Annotated in this window: 19 protein-coding genes, 1 pseudogene and 2 riboswitches; all 20 genes and pseudogenes read right to left on the bottom strand. The window is 48.9% G+C overall.

The annotated features are described in order from the left end of the window. Positions 1-323 precede the first annotated feature (323 nt). Complete coding sequence (locus AC0YN3_RS30485) at positions 324-1,127, bottom strand: transglutaminase family protein (RefSeq protein WP_475778655.1); 804 nt, start codon at positions 1,125-1,127, stop codon at positions 324-326. A gap of 13 nt (positions 1,128-1,140) precedes the next feature. Further along, a riboswitch (cyclic di-GMP riboswitch) is annotated at positions 1,141-1,219 on the bottom strand. A gap of 49 nt (positions 1,220-1,268) precedes the next feature. Beyond that, positions 1,269-1,347: riboswitch (cyclic di-GMP riboswitch) on the bottom strand. Between the two features lie 165 nt (positions 1,348-1,512). Next, positions 1,513-3,021, bottom strand: coding sequence for a lysine--tRNA ligase (gene lysS, locus AC0YN3_RS30480; RefSeq protein WP_475778654.1), 1,509 nt, complete (start codon positions 3,019-3,021; stop codon positions 1,513-1,515). Positions 3,022-3,198: 177 nt separating this feature from the next. Beyond that, entirely contained in the window at positions 3,199-3,675 is a 477-nt protein-coding gene (gene greA / locus AC0YN3_RS30475; protein WP_138755998.1) for a transcription elongation factor GreA, read from the bottom strand. A 371-nt stretch (positions 3,676-4,046) separates the two neighbouring features. Continuing rightward, a pseudogene (locus tag AC0YN3_RS30470) lies at positions 4,047-4,604 on the bottom strand (tRNA-dihydrouridine synthase); the annotation flags it as partial. 58 nt (positions 4,605-4,662) lie between these two features. Further along, on the bottom strand, positions 4,663-4,875 hold the full coding sequence (locus AC0YN3_RS30465; protein WP_114383855.1) for a helix-turn-helix domain-containing protein: 213 nt from the start codon (positions 4,873-4,875) through the stop codon (positions 4,663-4,665). After that, on the bottom strand, positions 4,827-5,375 hold the full coding sequence (gene folK, locus AC0YN3_RS30460; protein WP_475778653.1) for a 2-amino-4-hydroxy-6-hydroxymethyldihydropteridine diphosphokinase: 549 nt from the start codon (positions 5,373-5,375) through the stop codon (positions 4,827-4,829). Before folK ends, AC0YN3_RS30465 begins: the two co-directional genes overlap by 49 nt. Next, the gene (gene folB, locus AC0YN3_RS30455; protein ID WP_475778652.1) at positions 5,353-5,739 is read right to left on the bottom strand and encodes a dihydroneopterin aldolase; all 387 of its coding nucleotides are present in this window, start codon (positions 5,737-5,739) and stop codon (positions 5,353-5,355) included. Before folB ends, folK begins: the two co-directional genes overlap by 23 nt. Positions 5,740-5,806: 67 nt before the next feature. Beyond that, complete coding sequence (gene folP / locus AC0YN3_RS30450) at positions 5,807-6,655, bottom strand: dihydropteroate synthase (protein WP_475778651.1); 849 nt, start codon at positions 6,653-6,655, stop codon at positions 5,807-5,809. A gap of 55 nt (positions 6,656-6,710) precedes the next feature. Further along, a complete protein-coding gene (gene pabC / locus AC0YN3_RS30445; RefSeq protein WP_475778650.1) occupies positions 6,711-7,598 on the bottom strand; it encodes an aminodeoxychorismate lyase in 888 nt (295 codons plus the stop codon). Continuing rightward, the gene (gene pabA / locus AC0YN3_RS30440; protein WP_475778649.1) at positions 7,595-8,176 is read right to left on the bottom strand and encodes an aminodeoxychorismate/anthranilate synthase component II; all 582 of its coding nucleotides are present in this window, start codon (positions 8,174-8,176) and stop codon (positions 7,595-7,597) included. The genes pabC and pabA overlap by 4 nt, the downstream gene beginning before the upstream one ends. Then, a complete protein-coding gene (locus AC0YN3_RS30435) occupies positions 8,173-9,777 on the bottom strand; it encodes an anthranilate synthase component I family protein (RefSeq protein WP_475778648.1) in 1,605 nt (534 codons plus the stop codon). The genes pabA and AC0YN3_RS30435 overlap by 4 nt, the downstream gene beginning before the upstream one ends. A 113-nt stretch (positions 9,778-9,890) precedes the next feature. After that, positions 9,891-10,829, bottom strand: coding sequence for a cysteine synthase A (cysK, locus tag AC0YN3_RS30430; RefSeq protein ID WP_475778647.1), 939 nt, complete (start codon positions 10,827-10,829; stop codon positions 9,891-9,893). A 128-nt stretch (positions 10,830-10,957) separates the two neighbouring features. Then, positions 10,958-11,962 carry a peptidylprolyl isomerase gene (locus tag AC0YN3_RS30425; protein ID WP_475778646.1) on the bottom strand — a complete coding sequence of 335 codons (1,005 nt, stop codon included), beginning with the start codon at positions 11,960-11,962 and terminating at the stop codon, positions 10,958-10,960. Positions 11,963-11,980: 18 nt separating this feature from the next. After that, the gene (gene hslO / locus AC0YN3_RS30420) at positions 11,981-12,889 is read right to left on the bottom strand and encodes an Hsp33 family molecular chaperone HslO (protein WP_475778645.1); all 909 of its coding nucleotides are present in this window, start codon (positions 12,887-12,889) and stop codon (positions 11,981-11,983) included. Beyond that, positions 12,889-13,662, bottom strand: a complete 774-nt coding sequence (locus tag AC0YN3_RS30415) for a type III pantothenate kinase (RefSeq protein ID WP_183571299.1) — start codon at positions 13,660-13,662, stop codon at positions 12,889-12,891. Before AC0YN3_RS30415 ends, hslO begins: the two co-directional genes overlap by 1 nt. Next, a complete protein-coding gene (nadC, locus tag AC0YN3_RS30410; protein ID WP_475778644.1) occupies positions 13,659-14,543 on the bottom strand; it encodes a carboxylating nicotinate-nucleotide diphosphorylase in 885 nt (294 codons plus the stop codon). The genes AC0YN3_RS30415 and nadC overlap by 4 nt, the downstream gene beginning before the upstream one ends. Next, positions 14,536-16,149 carry an L-aspartate oxidase gene (nadB, locus tag AC0YN3_RS30405; protein WP_475778659.1) on the bottom strand — a complete coding sequence of 538 codons (1,614 nt, stop codon included), beginning with the start codon at positions 16,147-16,149 and terminating at the stop codon, positions 14,536-14,538. Before nadB ends, nadC begins: the two co-directional genes overlap by 8 nt. Positions 16,150-16,270: 121 nt before the next feature. Further along, the gene (nadA, locus tag AC0YN3_RS30400; protein ID WP_183571296.1) at positions 16,271-17,209 is read right to left on the bottom strand and encodes a quinolinate synthase NadA; all 939 of its coding nucleotides are present in this window, start codon (positions 17,207-17,209) and stop codon (positions 16,271-16,273) included. A gap of 397 nt (positions 17,210-17,606) precedes the next feature. Beyond that, entirely contained in the window at positions 17,607-18,569 is a 963-nt protein-coding gene (locus tag AC0YN3_RS30395; RefSeq protein ID WP_475778643.1) for an ABC transporter permease, read from the bottom strand. Beyond that, positions 18,570-19,652 (bottom strand): ABC transporter permease, encoded by a 1,083-nt coding sequence (locus AC0YN3_RS30390; protein WP_475778642.1) that lies wholly within the window; start codon positions 19,650-19,652, stop codon positions 18,570-18,572. Positions 19,653-19,654 lie beyond the last annotated feature (2 nt).

Genomic DNA, 19,654 nt, shown 5'->3' with positions numbered 1-19,654 from the left:
ACTCTCCAAATTGGTGTTTGAAATGCTCATTACTTGTTATCGCTTTTTCGCTTATCCCGAAGGATTTGCGAGGCAGTTATTACTCGTTGTTCAGTTTTCAAAGAGCAATCTTTTCTTCCGTGTCGGCCGTGTGTCTCGTTGGCGACCTAGATAATATATCACGTTTGCCTATGGCATTGCAAGTGTTTTTTTCAGATTTAGTAAAATCATTTTTCCGTTCATAAAATTGAAGAAAAACACCAATCTCGATATGAGCTATATTAATGAAGGAACAAACAAAAAAACGAGCAAAGCGTATATACGCCTGCTCGTTGTTCTAACCCTTAATATTGTTTTGCGACTGTGTATTTCGAAGCATCCTTAATTTGCTCGAACTTCTTGTTGCCCTTTTTAAGGCCTGCATCAACTGTTGTGTCGATGATGACCCATTTGCCATCCAAGTAAACTTCGTTCCAAGCGTGATAAACATCAACGTATGACGAATTTCCCATCATCAACTTTGTCGGAATATCCAAGCTGCGAAGCATTCCTGCAAACAATGCAGCATATCCGTAGCAAATGTCCTTCTTAGATTTGAACGTACGATCGATACTTGGCAAGTAATCAACCGAAAGGTTCGCGGCTAATTGATTGTCGTAGTTAATGTTTGTAATAACATAATCATAAACGGCCTTTACTTTCTCGCTATCCGTTTTTTTGTTTTTTGTAAGCTCTTTAGCCTTCAGGATCGCGTTGCTTGTATCGGTCCAATTAATGTTTTGGATCGAGTTCAGATAAAGTACTGTACTGTCTTTCAAGCTCAGGGTAACGGTTTGTTTTGATACCAGCTTGTACTTGTTTGCCGACGCGTTTTCTAATACCGATATTGTATATTGCCCGTTACCAAGCTGCAGCGGAAATTGTTCTGTTTTTCCACCTGCAGTTAGGTTGTACGTATAGTTAGCTTGTCCTTTTGCAATCATAAGTTTCGTTTTCACTTTAGCGTTAACCGGATATTTAACAGCCACGACACCGTTGCTGAGATTAGTCGTATCCAGCCATTGGTTTGCTTCACTAGCCTGAGCAGGCGTTACATTAATAGAAGCAAACAGGATAAAAGCTGCGATCAACATCATAAATTTACGCATAAAAAAAACCCCTTTCGGTAGCTGGCTGCCATCTTTCGGAAGGCCCTTTAGCTTTGCGTCCCTATCTTTCGATAGGTTTGCCGTTATCGTATGAAGCTTTACTCATTCATTTAAAGAGAAAATAAAAAAAAAGCTTGTCCATTCGGTAGCTGGCTGCCATCTTTCGGAAGGCCCTTTAGCTTTGCGTCCCTACCTTTCGATAGGTTTGCCGTTATCGTGCTCTGCTTTATAGTTCTAATATACCATATGAATCTCACAAATCAATAGGCCTATTAGATTTCAGGGCATATTTTGGTAGATTTTAAGAATTGATGCCGTAGAAGCTAGATATTAGTCAATAAAAAAACGCCGAGACTAATCAGCCCCGGCGATTCTATACACTGTGTTATTCAGCAGACTTTTGGTCTCTCATATGAGGGAACAGCAGCACGTCACGGATGGACGGTGCATCTGTCAACAGCATAATCAAGCGGTCTATCCCGATTCCAAGCCCCCCAGTAGGCGGCATACCGTATTCTAAAGCACGGATAAAGTCCTCATCCATCTCATGTGCTTCATCATTGCCATGCTCACGTTCAACTAGCTGTGATTCGAACCGTTCGCGTTGATCGATAGGATCATTAAGCTCTGTAAAAGCATTCGCATGTTCGCGAGCCACAATAAACAACTCGAAACGATCTGTGAAACGCGGATCTGCTTCGCTCTTTTTCGCAAGCGGTGAAATAGCGACCGGATGTCCGGTTACAAAAGTCGGCTGAATTAGAGTGTGCTCACAGAACTGCTCGAAAAAGGCGTTAAGGATATGGCCAAAGGTCATATGGGCATCAACTCCAACCTTATGCTCCTTTGCCAAGCGGTGTGCTTCCTCATCGCTCATTTCCACGCCGAAATCAACGCCAGTCGTTTCCTTAACAATCTCAACCATGGATACTCTGCGCCATTGCGGAGCTAAATCAATTTCTTGCCCTTGATAAGTGATCGTCGTCGTACCGAGCACTTCTTGGGCGATATGTGCAATGACATTCTCTGTCAAAGCCATAATGTCCTTATAGTCCGCGTAAGCCTCGTACAACTCAATCATCGTAAACTCTGGATTATGCCGCGTGGACATCCCTTCATTGCGATATACGCGGCCAATTTCGTATACCTTCTCCAATCCGCCGACGATGAGGCGTTTCAAATGAAGTTCGATCGCGATACGCATATAAAGCTGCATATCAAGCGCATTATGATGTGTCTCGAACGGACGCGCTGCCGCACCGCCTGCAATGGAATGCAAGGTTGGCGTCTCTACCTCTAGATAACCTCGGGAATCCAGGTAGCGGCGCATCGATTGAATGATTTTGGAACGTGTAATAAAGGTTTGCTGTACGTCAGGGTTGACGATAAGATCAACATAACGTTGGCGGTAACGAAGCTCTACATCCTTCAGGCCGTGATATTTGTCAGGCAGCGGAAGCAACGACTTCGTCAACACTTCAATATCATGGGCTTTGACTGAAACCTCGCCCGTATTTGTTTTGAACACAACGCCCTGCACGCCGATGATATCTCCAATATCGAGCAGATCGAATGCGGCAAACTTGTGCTCCTCGACGGTATCTTTACGTACATAGATTTGGATCTTTCCGCTCAAATCCTGAATCGTGGCAAAACCGGCCTTGCCCATTCCGCGTTTTTGCATGATACGTCCTGCAATGCGCACGGAAACGGCTTGTCCCTCCAGTTCTTCCTTGCTATGACCTTCATTGGTTTGTACGATTTCTTTTGCGTTATGCGTCCGCTCAAACTTCCGTCCGAAAGGATCGACGCCCAACCCTCTAAGCTCGTCTAATTTGTCTCTGCGAATTTGCAAGAGCTCGCTTAGCTCCTGCTCATTGTTTTCATGTTCCACTTCTTCATCTCCTTGATCATTCGGCAAGCATAAGCAGCTGTGGCCAGATTATTGCGGCATTCAATCATTTTCCGATAAAATATAAGCGCCGCATCAGTATCCATCTATACGTTCTTATATTTTAAACGTTCAAAAAGCTTCCTACAAGGAAGCTTTTTGATCCGCGCATAGCAAACCTTACTTTTTGATGTCGAGAATTTTGTATTGAATGATGCCGACAGGTACGCTGACTTCGACAACCGTTCCTTTTTTCTTGCCCAAAATCGCTTTGCCTACCGGACTTTCATTTGAGATCTTATTTTGCAGCGGATCAGCCTCTGCCGTGCCTACAATGGAATATTCCATTGTGTCGCCGTATTCCATATCTTCAACCGTCACGATCGAACCGATGCTAACGGTATCAATATCAATATCGTCATTATTTATTATACGCGCGTTGCGCAGCATTTTCTCAAGGGTAAGAACGCGTCCTTCGATAAACGCCTGCTCATTCTTCGCATCCTCATACTCCGAGTTCTCGCTTATATCACCATAGCCAATCGCTACTTTAATACGTTCAGCAACTTCACGACGCTTGACCGATTTTAGGTTTTCTAATTCATCTTCAAGCTTTCGCAGCCCTTCTTGAGTCAGAATGATTTGCTTATCGTTCATCTTTCCGATTCTCCTGTCATGTGACTAATTTTTCATACCTTGTATGAATTCACTGATACCTAATATATTACGCTTCCTGATCCTCATACCTACTGTTAATTGGAGCGCTCTTGATGTATTCGTTAGATTATATTGCACGATTATATTGCAAGGTTCCCTGAATGTCAATCAAAGCCAGACGAGCCATTGAAACCGTTTCAATTCTTAAAACGGAAGCAGAAGCCGCTCGATAGCAGCTTTTGTCGAATGCTGTCGGTAAGCTTCGATTTCCATCCGCTGCCTATAACCGGTCTATGATTGGATTAGTATACGATCCCTTCAACAGTACCTGATGTTCCGTCAGCTGTAATAGCAGCTGATTAGTTCTCCTCGCGGCTAATCATTGCGCCGTCGCAGCCGGTATGATCCAGAAGGTGCTTGGCATTCTCAAGTAAGATTACGTCTCCATTGCTTATATCAGGAAAAGATACCGCTTCTTTTACATCTTTTATGATGTCCAAATTGGCCATGCCTGTATACAGCTGCTCGCGACCGTGCATGCTTACCGCCTTGCCTCCCGCGTGCCCAACGGCACGCGCATTCTCAACAGCAACTATATGCTCATCGTCCCAGCTGGTACGCATTTTCACTGTTACTCGCTTCTTAACCGCATCTAAAGCTGACGAAACCAATTCGTGAATTTTTATCGACAAGCGATTCCGGCCCCGCCGAATATTCGAAGGCTGAGCGGCTTCTCGCGTTCGTCAACGAACAGCATTTCAAGCGTTCATTTGTTGCCGTGAAGAATAGCGTTGTCACTAACCATCCCCGCACATACAAGGCCCTGTTTCATATTCCTTTGCAATCAATCGATAAGCAGGATTGCACTCGCCTGCCATCGGTGCTAGCCCCACTCTGTTCTTCATCTCGATGTCTCCGACTTTCAGCATGTCGCTCCTCACTTCCCTTCTGATTGGTTATTGTTCATATGAAAGAAATGCAGCATCGCTATTCGCGATCATCCGACATTAACTCCTCGTAGCTGATTCCTAGCGTTTTGGCGATATGGCCGAGCAGCTTCGGATCGGTCTTTCTTGTTCCGCGCTCTAAAGAGCCGAGCACGGCTACTGATACGCCAAGCTCCTTGGCCAGCTCCTGCTGAGTGTAGCCCTTCAGCTTTCGAAAGGCTCTGACGCGCTGCGCCAATTGATTGTTTTCCATAATGTAATGCCTTCCTTTCCATCCAGAAGCGCCGCTTCGGACGCTGCGCCTACCTCCTGCTGCAGCAGATGCGATTGATCAAGCACATCATGCAGCGGCACAAGGACAAACGCCCGCTCCATCATGCGCGGATGCGGCAAGGTTAGTTCCTCTTGATCCATTCTGACATTATCATATAGGAGCAGATCGAGGTCAATGGTTCTAGGTCCCCAACGTATTTGTCGAACTCTCCCTAATTGCTGCTCAAAGGCTAGAAGCTGACGCAGCAGCTCTATCGGAGATAATGTCGTTTGTACAGCCAACACCATATTGAGAAAAGGCGGTTGCTCCGTATAGCCTACCGGATCCGTCTCATACAAACCGGATACTCGGTTTACCTTGATGCTTGAATGCTCGTCTATTAAGCTAATCGCGGACAACAGTAGTTGTTCTCTGTTCCCCATGTTCGAGCCAAGTGCAATATAAGCTGCTGCCCCATTATGCGGGAATAGTTCGTCCATCAGCATCCCGCTTTCTACGCAGCTCCACCGTTACTCCGTCAAAATGGATATCGAACGGCGGGTTCGGCTTCGTTACTCGAACCGTCACTTCATTTACCATAGTATAAGCTTCCAATACCCGTGATGCAATGTGACCGGTTAAAGCTTCTATTAGCTTAAAAGGAGGACCTTCCACAATCGTTTTGGCCAGCGCATGAATCTCAGCATAATTAACCGTGCAGGTTAGATCATCGGTTGCTGCCGCTTGCTCCAAATCCATGGCAAGTTCGATATCGACTTCGTATTTCTGTCCGAGCTTGTTCTCTTCGGGGAATACGCCGTGGTATCCGTAAAACTTCATCCCTTTAATGATCATGTTGTCCATTATATCCACTCTCCCAACGTTATAGCATGCCTATCTGTCGAAAATAACGCATATGCTTTTGCTGCTTTTAATCGCGGTATACGATAGCGTCAGCCATCCGTGCAGCGCGCTTGATTGCGCCTACGTCATGAACGCGCATGACTTGGCAGCCTTGTGCGATGCCAAGGACGACAGTCGCTGCCGTGCCTTCAACAAGCTCTTCAACAGGCAGATCTAACGTCTGCCTAATGAATCGTTTGCGCGAGGTACCAAGGAGAACAGGGTAACCGAGTCCCGCTACCTCTGATAAACGGCCCATTAGTTCGAGATTATCCTCATGGGTTTTGGCAAAACCAATACCCGGATCAAGCCATATTTGATCTTCCTTCACTCCGGCTGCCTGCGCCAAGCGCACGCTTCCAATCAGATCGGCAAGCACATCAGGAACCAAATCGTTATAGTCCCTCGCATGCCGGTTATGGCTAATAATGACCGGACATCCGTATTCCGCTGCCACCGGCGCCATATTGGGGTCACCCTTCAAGCCCCAAATATCATTGATGATATGGGCTCCGGCCTCCAACGATTGACGAGCCGCCTCCGCTTTATAGGTGTCAATTGAGATTGGCATATGCGGTAGCGCTTTACGTACTGCCCGAATAACGGGAACGATCCGGCGCAGCTCTTCTTCAAGACTAACCGGCTCGAATCCTGGACGAGTAGACTCTCCCCCAATATCGAGCATGTCCGCTCCAGCCAACGCCATCGCTTCTGCGTGAGCTACGGCTGCCTCAATATTCATGTATCGCCCCCCATCCGAGAACGAATCGGGTGTCGCATTCAGAATGCCCATGATGAGTGTCTGATTGCCTAGCGCAAGCGTCGCTCCGTCTCCAAAGTCGTATGCTCTATTGTAGAAAACCGGTTGCTGATTCACTTTATTACCGCCTTCCTTTGTATGTTCTCTAAATCTGTCCTTTAGAAGGTACAGGCTAATACATCTCACCATTTGCCGTCGTCCATTTCCTATATAACGTTAAGAGCTGCCTGGTTATAGCGCCAGCCTCCCCGTTGCCTACAATACGGGCCTGTCCCAAAATATCGGTTAAACTCGTAACAGGAACGAGCTCCTGAATGGAGTTGGTCAGCCAAACCTCGTCAGCCTGCAGCAGCATGTCCCAGCTGTATAACCCTTCGTCCGTTTGGTATCCTTCGCCTCTCGCCAGTTCCAGCACACGCTCCCGCGTAATGCCAGGCAGTATGCCGGTTGATATCGCAGGCGTGCATACGACGTTATCCTTCACAAAAAACAAGTTGCTGACAATCCCCTCTGCCAGCCATCCCTCATGGCTTAGCATAAGTCCTTCCGCTCCCGCCGAAGCCCCGCTTGCGAGCAGCTCCCGCTTCGCAATAATATTGTTCATATAATGGAGAGACTTGTAGCGAACGTCACCTTCCGGGGTGTTCCGCCGCGTCTGCATAAGCCGCAGCTCCCTTCCGCGCATATGAACCGCATCATTTATGGGCGGCAGAGCCTTCACTAACATAAGTACAGTCGGACGCTCATAATCACCGGTCGGCAAGCCCAGTTCCGCTTCCCCCGCGCTAACGGTCATACGGACATAAGCGTCCTCCAATCCGTTTGCTGCAATCAACTCTTTTACCCATGCAGCAATATGTTCCGGATTGCTCTGGTATCGAATGCCCAGCTGCTCGCAGCCCGCATGCAGGCGGTTCAAATGCCGGTCCAATAAAAAAGGTACCCCATTATAGGTGCGAAAGGTTTCGAACAAGCCCATGCCGTACAAAAAACCGTGATCATAAACTGAGATCACGGCTTCGCTTGCTTCCAAAACGGTGCCGTTCAGCCCGATTTTCATCGCACTGCGCCCGTCCGGTTTTGCAAGAAATTACGAAGCATTGTAAGCCCATGCTCCGTTATGATCGATTCAGGGTGGAATTGTACGCCCTCAATCGGATATTCCTTATGGCGAAGGCCCATAATTTCGCCTTCCTCTGTTTCCGCTGTAATCTCCAGACAGTCCGGCAGCGTTTCTCGACGCACGATAAGGGAGTGGTAGCGCGTTGCCGTAAACGGCGAGGGCATTCCCTCGAATATGGATGTCCCCTGATGATGAATCGCGGATGTCTTGCCGTGCATAAGCTTCTCGGCGCGAACAACCTCGCCTCCAAAGGCCTGTCCGATAGACTGATGCCCTAAGCAAACACCGAAAATAGGAATTTTTCCTTTGAAATGCTCGATAAGGGATAAGCTGATACCCGCTTCATTCGGAGAACATGGACCTGGCGATATCAGAATATGATCGGGTGCCATCGCTTCGATTCCTGCCAAATCGATCTCGTCATTGCGTTTCACCGTAATGTCTTCACCAAGCTCACCCAAATATTGAACGAGATTGTACGTAAAAGAATCATAATTATCGATTACCAATATCATGTTAAGGCTCCCCCTTTATCCGGCTCTGCCGCCTGTCTATGCGCCGCATACCGCTCGCTGTATTGAATGGCCTTCCATAACGCCTTCGCTTTGTTCAATGATTCCTTATATTCCCGCTCCGGATCCGAATCAATCACGATACCAGCACCAGCTTGAATATGAACGGCCCCATCCTGCAGAGCCATCGTTCTAATGATTATATTAAATTCCATATCGCCATTGTAGTCAATCCAGCCAAGCGAGCCCGTGTAAGGGCCTCTGCGCGTTGGCTCGAGCTCCTCGATGATCTCCATCGTCCGAATCTTCGGGGCACCCGTAATCGTCCCACCCGGAAAAGTAGCTGAAATGACATCATAAGCGTCCTTGCCTTGCGCCAATCGCCCTTCTACTTGCGATACCAGATGCATGACATGCGAGTACTGCTCGATAACCATTAGCTCTTCTACTTTGACTGTGCCATAAGCAGAAATGCGCCCTAGATCATTTCGCTCCAAGTCGACCAGCATGATATGCTCAGCTCGTTCCTTCTCATTCGAGAGAAGCTCGTCCGCCAAGCGGCGGTCCTCCTCATCCGTACGACCGCGCCTGCGTGTGCCGGCAATCGGCCTTGTCGCAAGCTTAGTCTCCTTAAGCTCAACCAATAGCTCGGGTGAGGCCGATACCAGCTGGAAATCAGGACAGCGAAGGAAACCCATATAAGGAGAAGGATTAATTAATCGCAGCCACTCGTAGAGCTCTTCCGGCGATGATACGATTTCTTTGCTCTGCCGCACCGACAAATTCACTTGGAACACGTCGCCCTGCTCTATATATCGTTGGATACGGCGAACAGCTTCCATATAGGCCTCCTTCGGAAAAGGAGAAGTTATATCAACAAGAGAAGACGTATCCATCTGCAGTTGATCATCGTCAAGCAGTCGTTGGCGTTTCCTCCGAGTTGACGCAGCCCTTTCCTTGGCCTTTTCCTCATCAAACCAAGTCAGCCAATAATCGGTCATGCCGCTCGCTCTGAAAAGGGCATGCTCATACGCTGCGCTAAGCTCCGTCTCATCAAAGTCAGGATCAATCTCCGTATGAACAGCGCAGTAAACCTTCTCATCCAGATGGTCTATAATCCATAGCTCATTGACTTGCATGAATAAATAATCCGGTATGCTTCGATCATCCAAAGCAAGCAACGGCAATCGCTCTATGGAGCGAATAACGTCATATCCCCAAAACCCGACACAGCCGCCTATCCATTTGGGAGCATCAGCAGCCCTAGGTCCGACTTTGCCGCTCATCCATTCCCGTACCACTTCAAGCGGCTTTCCGCTCCATTCGCGCTTGCTCTGCTCCTCTAGTGACCGAAAGGCAACCGATTCCGCGGTCAAGCCCTTGCCACGAATAATCGCATCCGGATGCAAGCCCAAATAGGAGTATCGTCCGTCCTTGCCGCTCTCTAATACGAAAGCATATGGCGAAGCATCTTGCCACACCTCTTCCCACGATAAAACCCCTGCCCGAAGTTCGAGCTGAAAGGGTAATTCCATAATCAGCGGCAGCGTTGTATATTTCCGTTCGGCGTGCCACCGAGTCCACTGCTCCATAGCGGTGACCATCACCCTCAACCCCCGATATCTACACTTATTTTGCTCAGTATACCGAATAGCCAGTTAAAAAGAAAGCCTTCCATTCCGAGGAATGAAAGGCTGTTCGCTATGAGCTTCAGAAATTAGTTTTCGAAGTTGAATAGTGGAGTTGAAAGGTAACGTTCGCCGTTACTTGGAACAATCGCTACTACGCGTTTGCCTGCGCCAAGCTCTTTCGCCACTTGCAAGGCTGCATAAATCGCAGCACCGGAAGAAATACCGCAAAGAATGCCTTCTTCTTTTGCAGCACGACGAGCATATTCGAATGCATCCTCGTTCTCGATCGTAATTACAGCATCATAAATTTCGCGGTTCAAAATGTCAGGTACGAAGTTTGCTCCGATGCCTTGGATTTTGTGCGCGCCCGGTTTGCCGCCGGATAGGATCGGCGAAGCAGCAGGCTCGACTGCATAAATTTTGATACCTTCAAAGTTTTTCTTAAGTACTTCGCCCGTACCGGAAATCGTACCGCCCGTACCGATACCTGCTACGAATGCATCCAATTTGCCATCAAGCGAGTTAATCGCTTCAACGATCTCAGGTCCAGTTGTCTCGCGGTGAACCTTAACGTTTGCTTGGTTTTTGAATTGCTGCGGCAGGAAGTAGTTAGGGTGTTCAGCTGCTAGCTCTTCCGCCTTGCGAACAGCGCCGTTCATTCCCTCGGAGCCTGGCGTCAATACGAGCTCTGCGCCATAAGCACGTAGCAGGTTGCGACGCTCAATACTCATTGTTTCTGGCATTACAAGGATAGCCTTATAGCCTTTTGCTGCTGCTACAAGTGCTAGTCCGATTCCTGTGTTGCCGCTTGTAGGCTCAATGATCGTATCGCCTGGCTTGATAATCCCTTCGTGCTCAGCTACTTCGACCATGCTGATTGCAATACGGTCTTTGACGCTTGCGCCCGGATTCTGGTACTCAAGCTTAACATATACCTCCGCGCTACCTTCAGGTACAAGACGGTTTAAACGAACTAACGGAGTATCACCGATAAGATCTAGAACACTTTGTACAATTTTGGCCATGGAAATAACTGCCTCCTTATTCCGACTAATTCAGTTGGTATTTTCACTAATTCCATCTTAACAATGTCTTGCATCCCTTGTCAATAGTGACTTTCTCACTCTATTGAAAACGTTGCCCATCTCGGATGTCATTCCATTTTTACAGCTTCATATTTAACAAGCAGCTTATCTTCCATTTCGGCGAGCGAGTCGGCTTGTTCAAGCGCCAGCTGCTTACGAACGGCATCATGAAGCCTTCGTCCCGTTACCGTGGTCGTCATCTGTCGTTCGATTAATCGTATAACGGCAAAGCCTCCATCGACCTTTATCGGACCGGCCATCTCGGCAACCTGCAGCCTGCTCGCTGTTTCGAGCATCTCCGAATTGTAGAACGGATCATCCGTATCGATTAACCCGAGATCTCCGCCTCCGTCCGCTGTGAAGGAATCGATTGAGTAGGTACGCGCCAGCTCGGCGAAATCCGCGCCTTCCGTAAGCAGCCCGAGCACCGAACTGGCTTCCTTCGATGTCTCGGTCATAATCCATTGCAAGTGTAGCTGCGTTCTCGCTTCAAACTCCTCGGGATGGTCCGCAATGTAGCGATCAACCTCTTCGTCAGTAACGTTAACGCTGCGGATAACGATTTTCTCCATTAGCAGCCGGTAATTCAGCTCATCCAGCACTTGTTCCTTACTCATGCCGAGCTGCTCCCGCATCACTTCATAGTAGCGTGATTCGCTTTCATAGCCTTCAACCATCTTCGCCAGCTCACGGCTTTGCTCATCTGCCGATATGCTTAGATCAAACGCCGCCGACTCTAGATCAATCGCTCTACGCACCATTAATGATCGCAGGGTGGCCTCCCCATATTGCTTCTGGAGCTCGCCCTGCAAATCAGCTGCCGTAATCGTCTCATTGCCTACCCTAGCAATAACTCGCCTTCCGTTTTCCTGATCAGAAGGTTCTCCTCCAGGCGAAGGCTCCACTTTGCCCGGGTCTATAGGCTCTTCTTCGCTCCCGACATTCGTTGGTGCCTGATTATCCAGCTGGCGGTCATTTCCCGGCCACACCTTAATGATCACGACTACCGTCAATACGACCATACAAACGGCTTGAAGGATAACAACGGTCCTAAGCACCTCGTATTTCCTCATACCCCTAAGGCCTCCAATTTATTGGATCGGCTTCGGTTTCGCTTGAGCAAGCAGCAGCTCCAGCTGAGCCCGTTCAAATGTATACGCTTCGTTGCAAAATTGGCAAACGACTTCCGCTTTTCCGTCTTCATCTATAATTTGCTGCAGTTCATGCTCTCCTAAGCTAAGAAGCGTCTGCTCCACGCGCTCGGATGAGCAAAAGCACTGGAACTTTAAATCCATGGTATCGTGTATATGAAGCTCGTTATCGCCAACGATTCGGCGAAGCAGGCCCTCAGGCGTTTCACCTTCGAAAAGCAAGGTCGTCACAGGCGGCAGGGACGCTATCGCTTGCTCCAGCCGCGTTATTTCTTCATCCGATAGTCCAGGCAGAAGCTGAACGATGAATCCGCCCGACTCCAGCACGGCATGACTATCCGTATCCACCAGCACGCCTAATCCAACAGCGGATGGCGTCTGCTCTGAAATGGCGAAATAATAAGTAAAGTCTTCACCGAGCTCGCCCGAAACGATCGGCACACTGCCGCGATACGGCTCCTTCATCCCCAAATCCTTTGTAATATGGAGATATCCGCTGCTCCCGACTGCGCCTGCTACATCCAGCTTCCCTTGCGCATTGCTAGGCAAATGCACGTGGGGATTGTCAACGTAGCCGCGAACCTCGCCTTCCGCATTCGCATCAACGGCAATTTGGCCGACCGGCCCATTACCCTTCACTTGAATCGTCAGCTTCTCCTGCCCTTTCAGCATGGCTCCCATGATGGCTCCTGCCGTCAATGTCCGACCAAGGGCGGCCGTAGCCGTTGGATGGGTATCATGCCTTTGTCGGAGCTCCTCAACGAGCTGAGTCGTGCGAGCCGCGAACACCCGTATTTTACCGCCCCATGCCGTTCCTCGCACCAGCACGTCCTTCAGCTGATTATCCATTATAATCCCTCCTGATTGCGTTCATATATGATTCGAAGACCTTCTAGGGTCAGCAGCGGATCGACCTCTTCTATCGTTTCCGATTCAGCGGCAATTAACTCCGCAAGCCCTCCAGTGGCAATTACGCGCGGTGAAACACCGAATTCGGTGCGTATACGTTTAACAATGCCATCTACCTGCCCCGCGTAGCCAAAAATAATGCCCGCCTGCATCGATGTAACCGGATTTCTTCCAATGACGCTCTTCGGCTTAACAAGCTCAATACGCGGCAGCTTAGCCGCACGCTGGTAAAGCGCTTCAGTTGAAATCCCTATGCCCGGAACAATCGCCCCGCCTAAGTAGTTGCCGCCTTCATCAATATAGTCGAATGTCGTTGCCGTACCGAAATCAACGACAATAAGCGGCGATCCGTATTTAACGATACCCGCCACTGAATTAACGATGCGATCGGCGCCGACCTCGCGCGGATTTTCATAACGGATATTCAATCCGGTTTTCACTCCAGGACCTACAACTAAAGGGATTTTTCGCAAATATTTCAGACATAGCTGCTCCAGAGTCCGCATTAAAGGAGGCACCACGGAGGAAATAATGACCCCTTCCATCTGCTCAAGCTTCACGCCCGCATAATGAAACAGGTTGTGGATGTTTATACCGTATTCATCTACCGTCGCAGAACGGTTCGTACTAAGACGCCAATGATGAAGAAGCTCTTTTCCTTTGTAAATGCCTAGTACAATATTCGTATTTCCGACGTCAATGACGAGGATCAAAGTAATTCCCCACCCTTCTTCGCATTCAAATCCAAGCTAATGTCCAGCGCGTGGAAGGAATAGGTCAATCCTCCAACGGAAATGACATCGACGCCACAATCTGCAATACCCTTAATGGTTTCTAATGAAACGCCGCCTGACGCTTCCACGATAACATGGGGAGATGCCTGCTTGATTTGGGCTACGGCTTCTTTCATCAGAGCCGGAGCCATATTGTCCAGCATGATAATGTCCGCTCCGCAAGCGAGCGCTTCATCAACCTGCTCCAGCGACTCCGTCTCCACTTCAATTTTCATCGTATGGGGAATTTTGCTGCGAGCAGCCTCAACAGCAGCACGAATGCCGCCTGATCCCTTAATATGGTTATCCTTAATCATAACTGCATCATATAAGCCGAAGCGGTGATTGGCTCCGCCGCCTACGCGCACTGCGTATTTCTCAAGCATGCGGTGGCCTGGCGTCGTTTTGCGCGTATCAACTAGTCTTACCGGCAAGCCTTCAAGCGCACGGACAAACGCATCCGTCTTCGTCGCAATGCCGGACAGCCTTTGCATCAGGTTAAGCGCTAGTCTTTCTCCTATTAGCAAGCTGTGCGTACTGCCTTCTACTGTAGCAAGCACGGTTCCTTTGACGACAGGATCCCCATCGTTAACGAGAGGCTGGAATTCAAGTGATGCATCCACAACCTCGAATACAAGCTTAGCGATTGGAATTCCAGCAATAATGCCGTTTTCTTTGACATGTATAACAGCCTTAGAACGTGAATCCCTAGGTATAGTCGTCTCTGTCGTGATGTCTCCACTGCCAATATCCTCTGCAAGCCAGCCGCGAATTTGCTCGCGCACCGCTATATCATATCCGCCTGCCGCCCATTCAAACATTCTCTATTCGCTCCTCCGTCAGTCCATATAGACGGTGTAACACCGTATGCTTTCTCCACATTTCATCGTCGCGAGCCGGGAAATCCTCACGGTAATGCGCTCCGCGGCTTTCCTCGCGGGAGAGCGCAGCCTCCGTAGTCAGCAAAGCGCATGTGAGCAGGTTGGCAAATTCATATTCCTCGCGCTCAGTAAGCACTGACTGATAAATGGGAAGCTGGCGCTTCAATTCCTCCAGCCCTTTGATTAAGCCTTTGGCATCTCGGCGCAGGCCTGCATAACGAACCATTATTTTTTGTAGCTTAAGCCGTCTTTCGACGACCGCTTGAATCGAAGTGCTGCTGCGCTCCGTATCTTTGTCGATAACGGGGATAACGGTGTTTTCCGAAAGCTCTTCGATTCGCTTAACGATTCTCCTGCCAAACACGATCGCTTCAGACAGCGAATTGCTAGCCAACCGATTAGCCCCGTGAACGCCGGTTGATGAAACCTCTCCGCAGGCGAACAAACGCTTAATGTTTGTTTCTCCATTTAAGTCCGTTTTCACTCCGCCCATCATATAATGCATGGCTGGCGCTACCGGGATCCAATCCGAGGTCAGATCAAGGCCGTATCTCAAGCAGTATTCGTATATAGTAGGAAAACGGTGCTTGACCATCTCCGGTGATTCATGCGTAATATCGATGTAAACAAAGGTTGACTTCGTCTCTTCCATTTCGCTGACGATTGCGCGCGCAACAACGTCCCTAGGAGCCAGCTCTAGCTGCTCGTGATAACGCTCCATGAATCGTTCTCCCTTAATGTTGCGAAGAAAAGCACCCTCGCCCCGGACTGCCTCCGAAATCAAAAATCTCGGCGCCCCAGGGTAACAAAGCGAAGTGGGGTGGAATTGTATGAATTCTACGTCCTGTATGTATGCACCGGCACGGTATGCCATGGCAATGCCGTCACCTGTTGCGACCTCCGGATTGGTCGTATAGCGGTACAGCTGTCCGGCTCCGCCTGAGCTGAGAATAACAGCTTTGCCTTTCACGAATAAACGCTGTCCGCCTGGTTTTTGTACGATGGCTCCGCAGCAAACGCCGTCTTGCGTAACCAAATCGATGACAAAATGGTCATCCCACACCTCGATTTGGTCATTCGCAACCGCGGTTTCCGATAAAGCCCGAACAATCTCGAAGCCGGTAGCATCACCATTGGCATGCAAAATCCGACGCTGGCTGTGAGCGCCTTCCTTCGTCAGCGCAAACTCGCCATTCTCCAAGTCGAATTGCGTTCCCATCTTAATTAGGCTGCGAACGCCTTTCGGACCCTCGTGAACTAATACATCGACGGCTTCATCCGAGCATAGTCCAGCCCCCGCTATAAGCGTGTCTTGTCTATGGTAAGCAGGGGAATCCTCGTCCGATATAACGGCGGCGATACCGCCCTGCGCGTACCTTGTATTGCTGTCGAGCAGCGATTTTTTCGTAATCATAAGTACGGAATTGTTCTCGCTTGCCCGTATAGCGGTAAAAAGACCGGCAATGCCGGCCCCGATTACGATGACATCTTTTTCAACAACCGGCAGCTCACTTAGCTGCACATCTACTAAATATCTAGGAATCATCATGGCTCCCCCAAGCGTAAACGGTGAAACCCGGCTCACTGCCGTCTGCTTACGTCTTTTCATGGAATATAGGCATAAATTTGCAGCGAAGCTAATCTTGCGAGCATAAAAGCAGCGTTTCTTACTTCACAAGCAGCATGCGCTCCAAGGAAAGACGGGCTTGATCCGCAACATGAGGCGGTACGTAAATTTGTGGCTGCATCGTTTCCAAAGCTTTCACAAGCTTTTTCAAATTATTTACCTTCATATTCGGACAAACCAAGTATTTGGATGCAAAATGGAAGGTCTTGCCCGGGCTGTCAAGACGCAGCTGGTAGCCAGTTCCGTCCTCCGTGCCTACGATGAATTCTTGGCAATCGGATTCCTTGCAATATTTGATAATAGCTGTTGTACTGCCGACAAAGTCACCTAGCTCCACAACTTCGGGACGGCACTCCGGATGGACAACAAACTGTGCGTTCGGATATTTCGCTTTCATTTCCTCTACGTCTTTTACCGTAAGCATGTCATGCGTGTTGCAGTAGCCTTCCCAGATAATCATCTTCTTATCGGTGTTCTGCTGCACATAGTGGCCAAGGTTTTTATCAGGTACCCAAATCACTTCATCGCCCTCAACCGAATTCACGACCTTAACCGCGTTTGCTGACGTACAGCAAATATCCGTCTCTGCTTTAATTTCTGCAGACGAGTTAATGTAGGTTACGACCTTTGCGTTCGGATGCTGCGCTTTCAGCTTGCGCAAACCATCAACACTGACCATGTCTGCCATTGGGCAACCGGCGCGCTCATCGGGAATAATAACCGTTTTGTTAGGTGCAAGAATCTTAGCGCTCTCACCCATGAAGTGAACGCCGCAAAAAACGATAACGTCAGCATCCGTCTGGGCTGCCTTCTGCGCTAGCAAAAAGGAGTCGCCGCGGAAATCCGCTACCTCTTGTATTTCATCACGCTGATAATAATGAGCTAGAATAATAGCATTCCGTTCTTTCTTCAACTGTAACAACCGTTCACGCAGCTCGCGGTTTTGTTCCGCTTTGCGTTCCAGCGCCAGTGCTTCCACAGTAGATCCTCTCCTCTTATGAGGGATGGGGGTGTACCCATTCCGTTATACGGCAAGCTCAACTTTGTGAATTGATGCACAAACTTAGAAAGTCGCTTACCTATAGTTTAAACCAAAAGGGATAAATTCATTTGATTAAGTTTTAATTTACACGCGGTAGATGCTACTGTCAATGCGTGAAAGCCCTTTTTAGGCCCGCTGCTTCAAATTAATTTTTCTTATAGCTGTATCCGGGCAGCATTCGCAGCAAACGGGCTTTCTTAGCATAAAATCCGAGCCATTTCGACGATCCTAGCCTAATATGGCGATATTAGGCAATTATGCAGGTGCGATCGGAAGCACTTCTATATAAATAGAAAAGTCTCTCTCCTCAAGGGAAAGAGACTTTTGTCATCCATTAACGTTTTGCTGGATCGTATGGCTGACCAAGCGCAGAAGGCGCATTGGAACGGCCAACGGCACCCGCTAGAACGATCAAGGTCAATACATAAGGCAGCATATAGAAGAACTCTGCCGGAATTTGCTGTGCGAATTCAAATCGCTGCATAAAGCTTCTGAGCGCTTGTGCGAGACCGAAGAACATGGCCGCGCCTACTAGGCCAAGCGGATTCCATTTGCCGAATATCAGAGCAGCAAGCGCGATAAAGCCTTGGCCCGAAATCGTATTATGCGCGAAACTGCTTGTCGTGGTCAACGTAACCGTCGCGCCGCCGAGACCGGCTAGTGCTCCGCTAAGAAGAACCCCGATATAACGATACTTTGTTACGCTAATCCCTACCGTATCCGCCGAGCTTGGATGCTCGCCAACCGCGCGAAGACGCAGCCCGAATGGGGTACGGAACAGAATGAAGTAACTGATAACGGCAAGGGCAAGCGCGATATACGTTGTTGGGTAAGCGGTAAAAATTGCCCTGCCAAGCAGCGGTATATCGGATAGAAACGGAATCTGCCATTTATGGAACACATTTTCAAGCAATGGTGTCTGCCCCGAGCCCGCGTACAGGCTCTTTGTCAGGTAAAGGGATAAACCTAACGATAAAATATTAATAACGACGCCCACGACCGTTTGATCCGCCCGAAACGTAATCGTCGATATCGCATGAAGCAACGAGAACAGCATGCCGTAGATGGCTGCCGCGATAAAACCAATCCACGGCGAAACGCTGCCAAGACCCGCTTGAATCGCATATTCGGTAGCGACAGCCGCAGCAAACGCGCCTGACACCATTAAGCCTTCAAGACCGATGTTAACGACACCCGAGCGCTCCGAATACATTCCTCCAAGCGCCGTAAAGATCAGCGCGGTAGAAAAGACAAGCGTTGTATTTATGAGCTGTCCAATAATATCGAGTACGTTCATCTACGCCGCCTCCTTCCGCTTGCTCGCACGTTTATTTAGAAAAGGCTTAAGGAACCACTTCACCAATCCGTGCGAAGCAACGAAGAAAATGACGGCGCCGATTACGATGCGAACAACCTCCGGAGGAACGCCTGCACCAAAGCTCATACCGGCTGAGCCGTAGCTTAGCCCGCCGAATAAAACAGCGCCAAGCAGAACGCCTATCGGAGTATTTCCGCCAAGCAGCGCTACTGCGATACCGTCAAATCCATAACCAGGAGAAGCAGCCATCACAGTCTGGTTGCCAAATACACCAAGAATTTCAAAAACCCCGCCAAGCCCTGCGAACACGCCGCTTATGAACATCGATTTCACCATCGTTACGTTGACATTCATTCCCGCATACAGCGCTGCATCGGGATTGTGGCCAACCGCACGCAGCTCATAGCCTTGCTTCGTACGCCAAAGTACGATATAAAATACGATGACGCAGACGACCGCTATGATCGTTCCCCAGTGCATGCGTGCATTATCCGTCAGCTTGATCAGCCAATCGATTTTGACCATGGCGGATTCATGAACCGTCATCGATTTCTGTTGTCCCTTCTCTACAAGGAACTTCGCTACGATAAAGTTCGATAGAAACAATGCAATCCAATTGAGCATGATGGAGGAAATAACCTCGTTAACGCCGCGTTTCGCTTTCAGATAACCCGCGATGCCTGCCCACAAGCCGCCGAATACCGCGCCTGTTATGATGGCAAGCGGAGCGTGGATGTACCACGGTAGATCGAGCAAAACCCCTATGATCGTTGCGCCTGTCATACCCATGACAAACTGACCCTCTACCCCGATATTGAACAACCCGGTGCGGAATGCAAACGATACCGCAAGACCGGTAAATATGAGCGGCGTAATCGCTCGTATTGCTTCGCCAAGATTGTAAGGCGTGCTGAACAGCTTATCAAGCAGTGACGAATAGGCAAGAACCGGATTGTATCCGCCCGCCAGCATCGCAATTGCTCCTACAATTAGTCCGAGGACAATCGCAACCAAAGGTATGAGGATAGACGATTTGCTAAATATTTTTCTCAACGTTTCCATGC

The sequence above is a fragment of the Paenibacillus sp. J22R232 genome, assembly GCF_056269165.1.
The sequence above is the reverse complement of the archived record's forward strand: the minus strand, read 5'-3'. Positions and strand labels throughout refer to the sequence as shown.

Coding starts and splice junctions, on each gene's coding strand:
- cysK (WP_475778647.1), bottom strand. CDS start 10,829: ATGGCCAAAATTGTACAAAGTGTTCTAGATCTTATCGGTGATACTCCG.
- AC0YN3_RS30395 (WP_475778643.1), bottom strand. CDS start 18,569: ATGAACGTACTCGATATTATTGGACAGCTCATAAATACAACGCTTGTC.
- AC0YN3_RS30390 (WP_475778642.1), bottom strand. CDS start 19,652: ATGGAAACGTTGAGAAAAATATTTAGCAAATCGTCTATCCTCATACCT.
- nadB (WP_475778659.1), bottom strand. CDS start 16,149: ATGATTCCTAGATATTTAGTAGATGTGCAGCTAAGTGAGCTGCCGGTT.
- hslO (WP_475778645.1), bottom strand. CDS start 12,889: ATGGATAATCAGCTGAAGGACGTGCTGGTGCGAGGAACGGCATGGGGC.
- folK (WP_475778653.1), bottom strand. CDS start 5,375: ATGGACGAACTATTCCCGCATAATGGGGCAGCAGCTTATATTGCACTT.
- AC0YN3_RS30465 (WP_114383855.1), bottom strand. CDS start 4,875: ATGGAAAACAATCAATTGGCGCAGCGCGTCAGAGCCTTTCGAAAGCTG.
- greA (WP_138755998.1), bottom strand. CDS start 3,675: ATGAACGATAAGCAAATCATTCTGACTCAAGAAGGGCTGCGAAAGCTT.
- AC0YN3_RS30485 (WP_475778655.1), bottom strand. CDS start 1,127: ATGCGTAAATTTATGATGTTGATCGCAGCTTTTATCCTGTTTGCTTCT.
- AC0YN3_RS30435 (WP_475778648.1), bottom strand. CDS start 9,777: ATGGTCACCGCTATGGAGCAGTGGACTCGGTGGCACGCCGAACGGAAA.
- AC0YN3_RS30425 (WP_475778646.1), bottom strand. CDS start 11,962: ATGAGGAAATACGAGGTGCTTAGGACCGTTGTTATCCTTCAAGCCGTT.
- nadC (WP_475778644.1), bottom strand. CDS start 14,543: ATGTTTGAATGGGCGGCAGGCGGATATGATATAGCGGTGCGCGAGCAA.
- pabA (WP_475778649.1), bottom strand. CDS start 8,176: ATGATATTGGTAATCGATAATTATGATTCTTTTACGTACAATCTCGTT.
- pabC (WP_475778650.1), bottom strand. CDS start 7,598: ATGAAAATCGGGCTGAACGGCACCGTTTTGGAAGCAAGCGAAGCCGTG.
- folB (WP_475778652.1), bottom strand. CDS start 5,739: ATGGACAACATGATCATTAAAGGGATGAAGTTTTACGGATACCACGGC.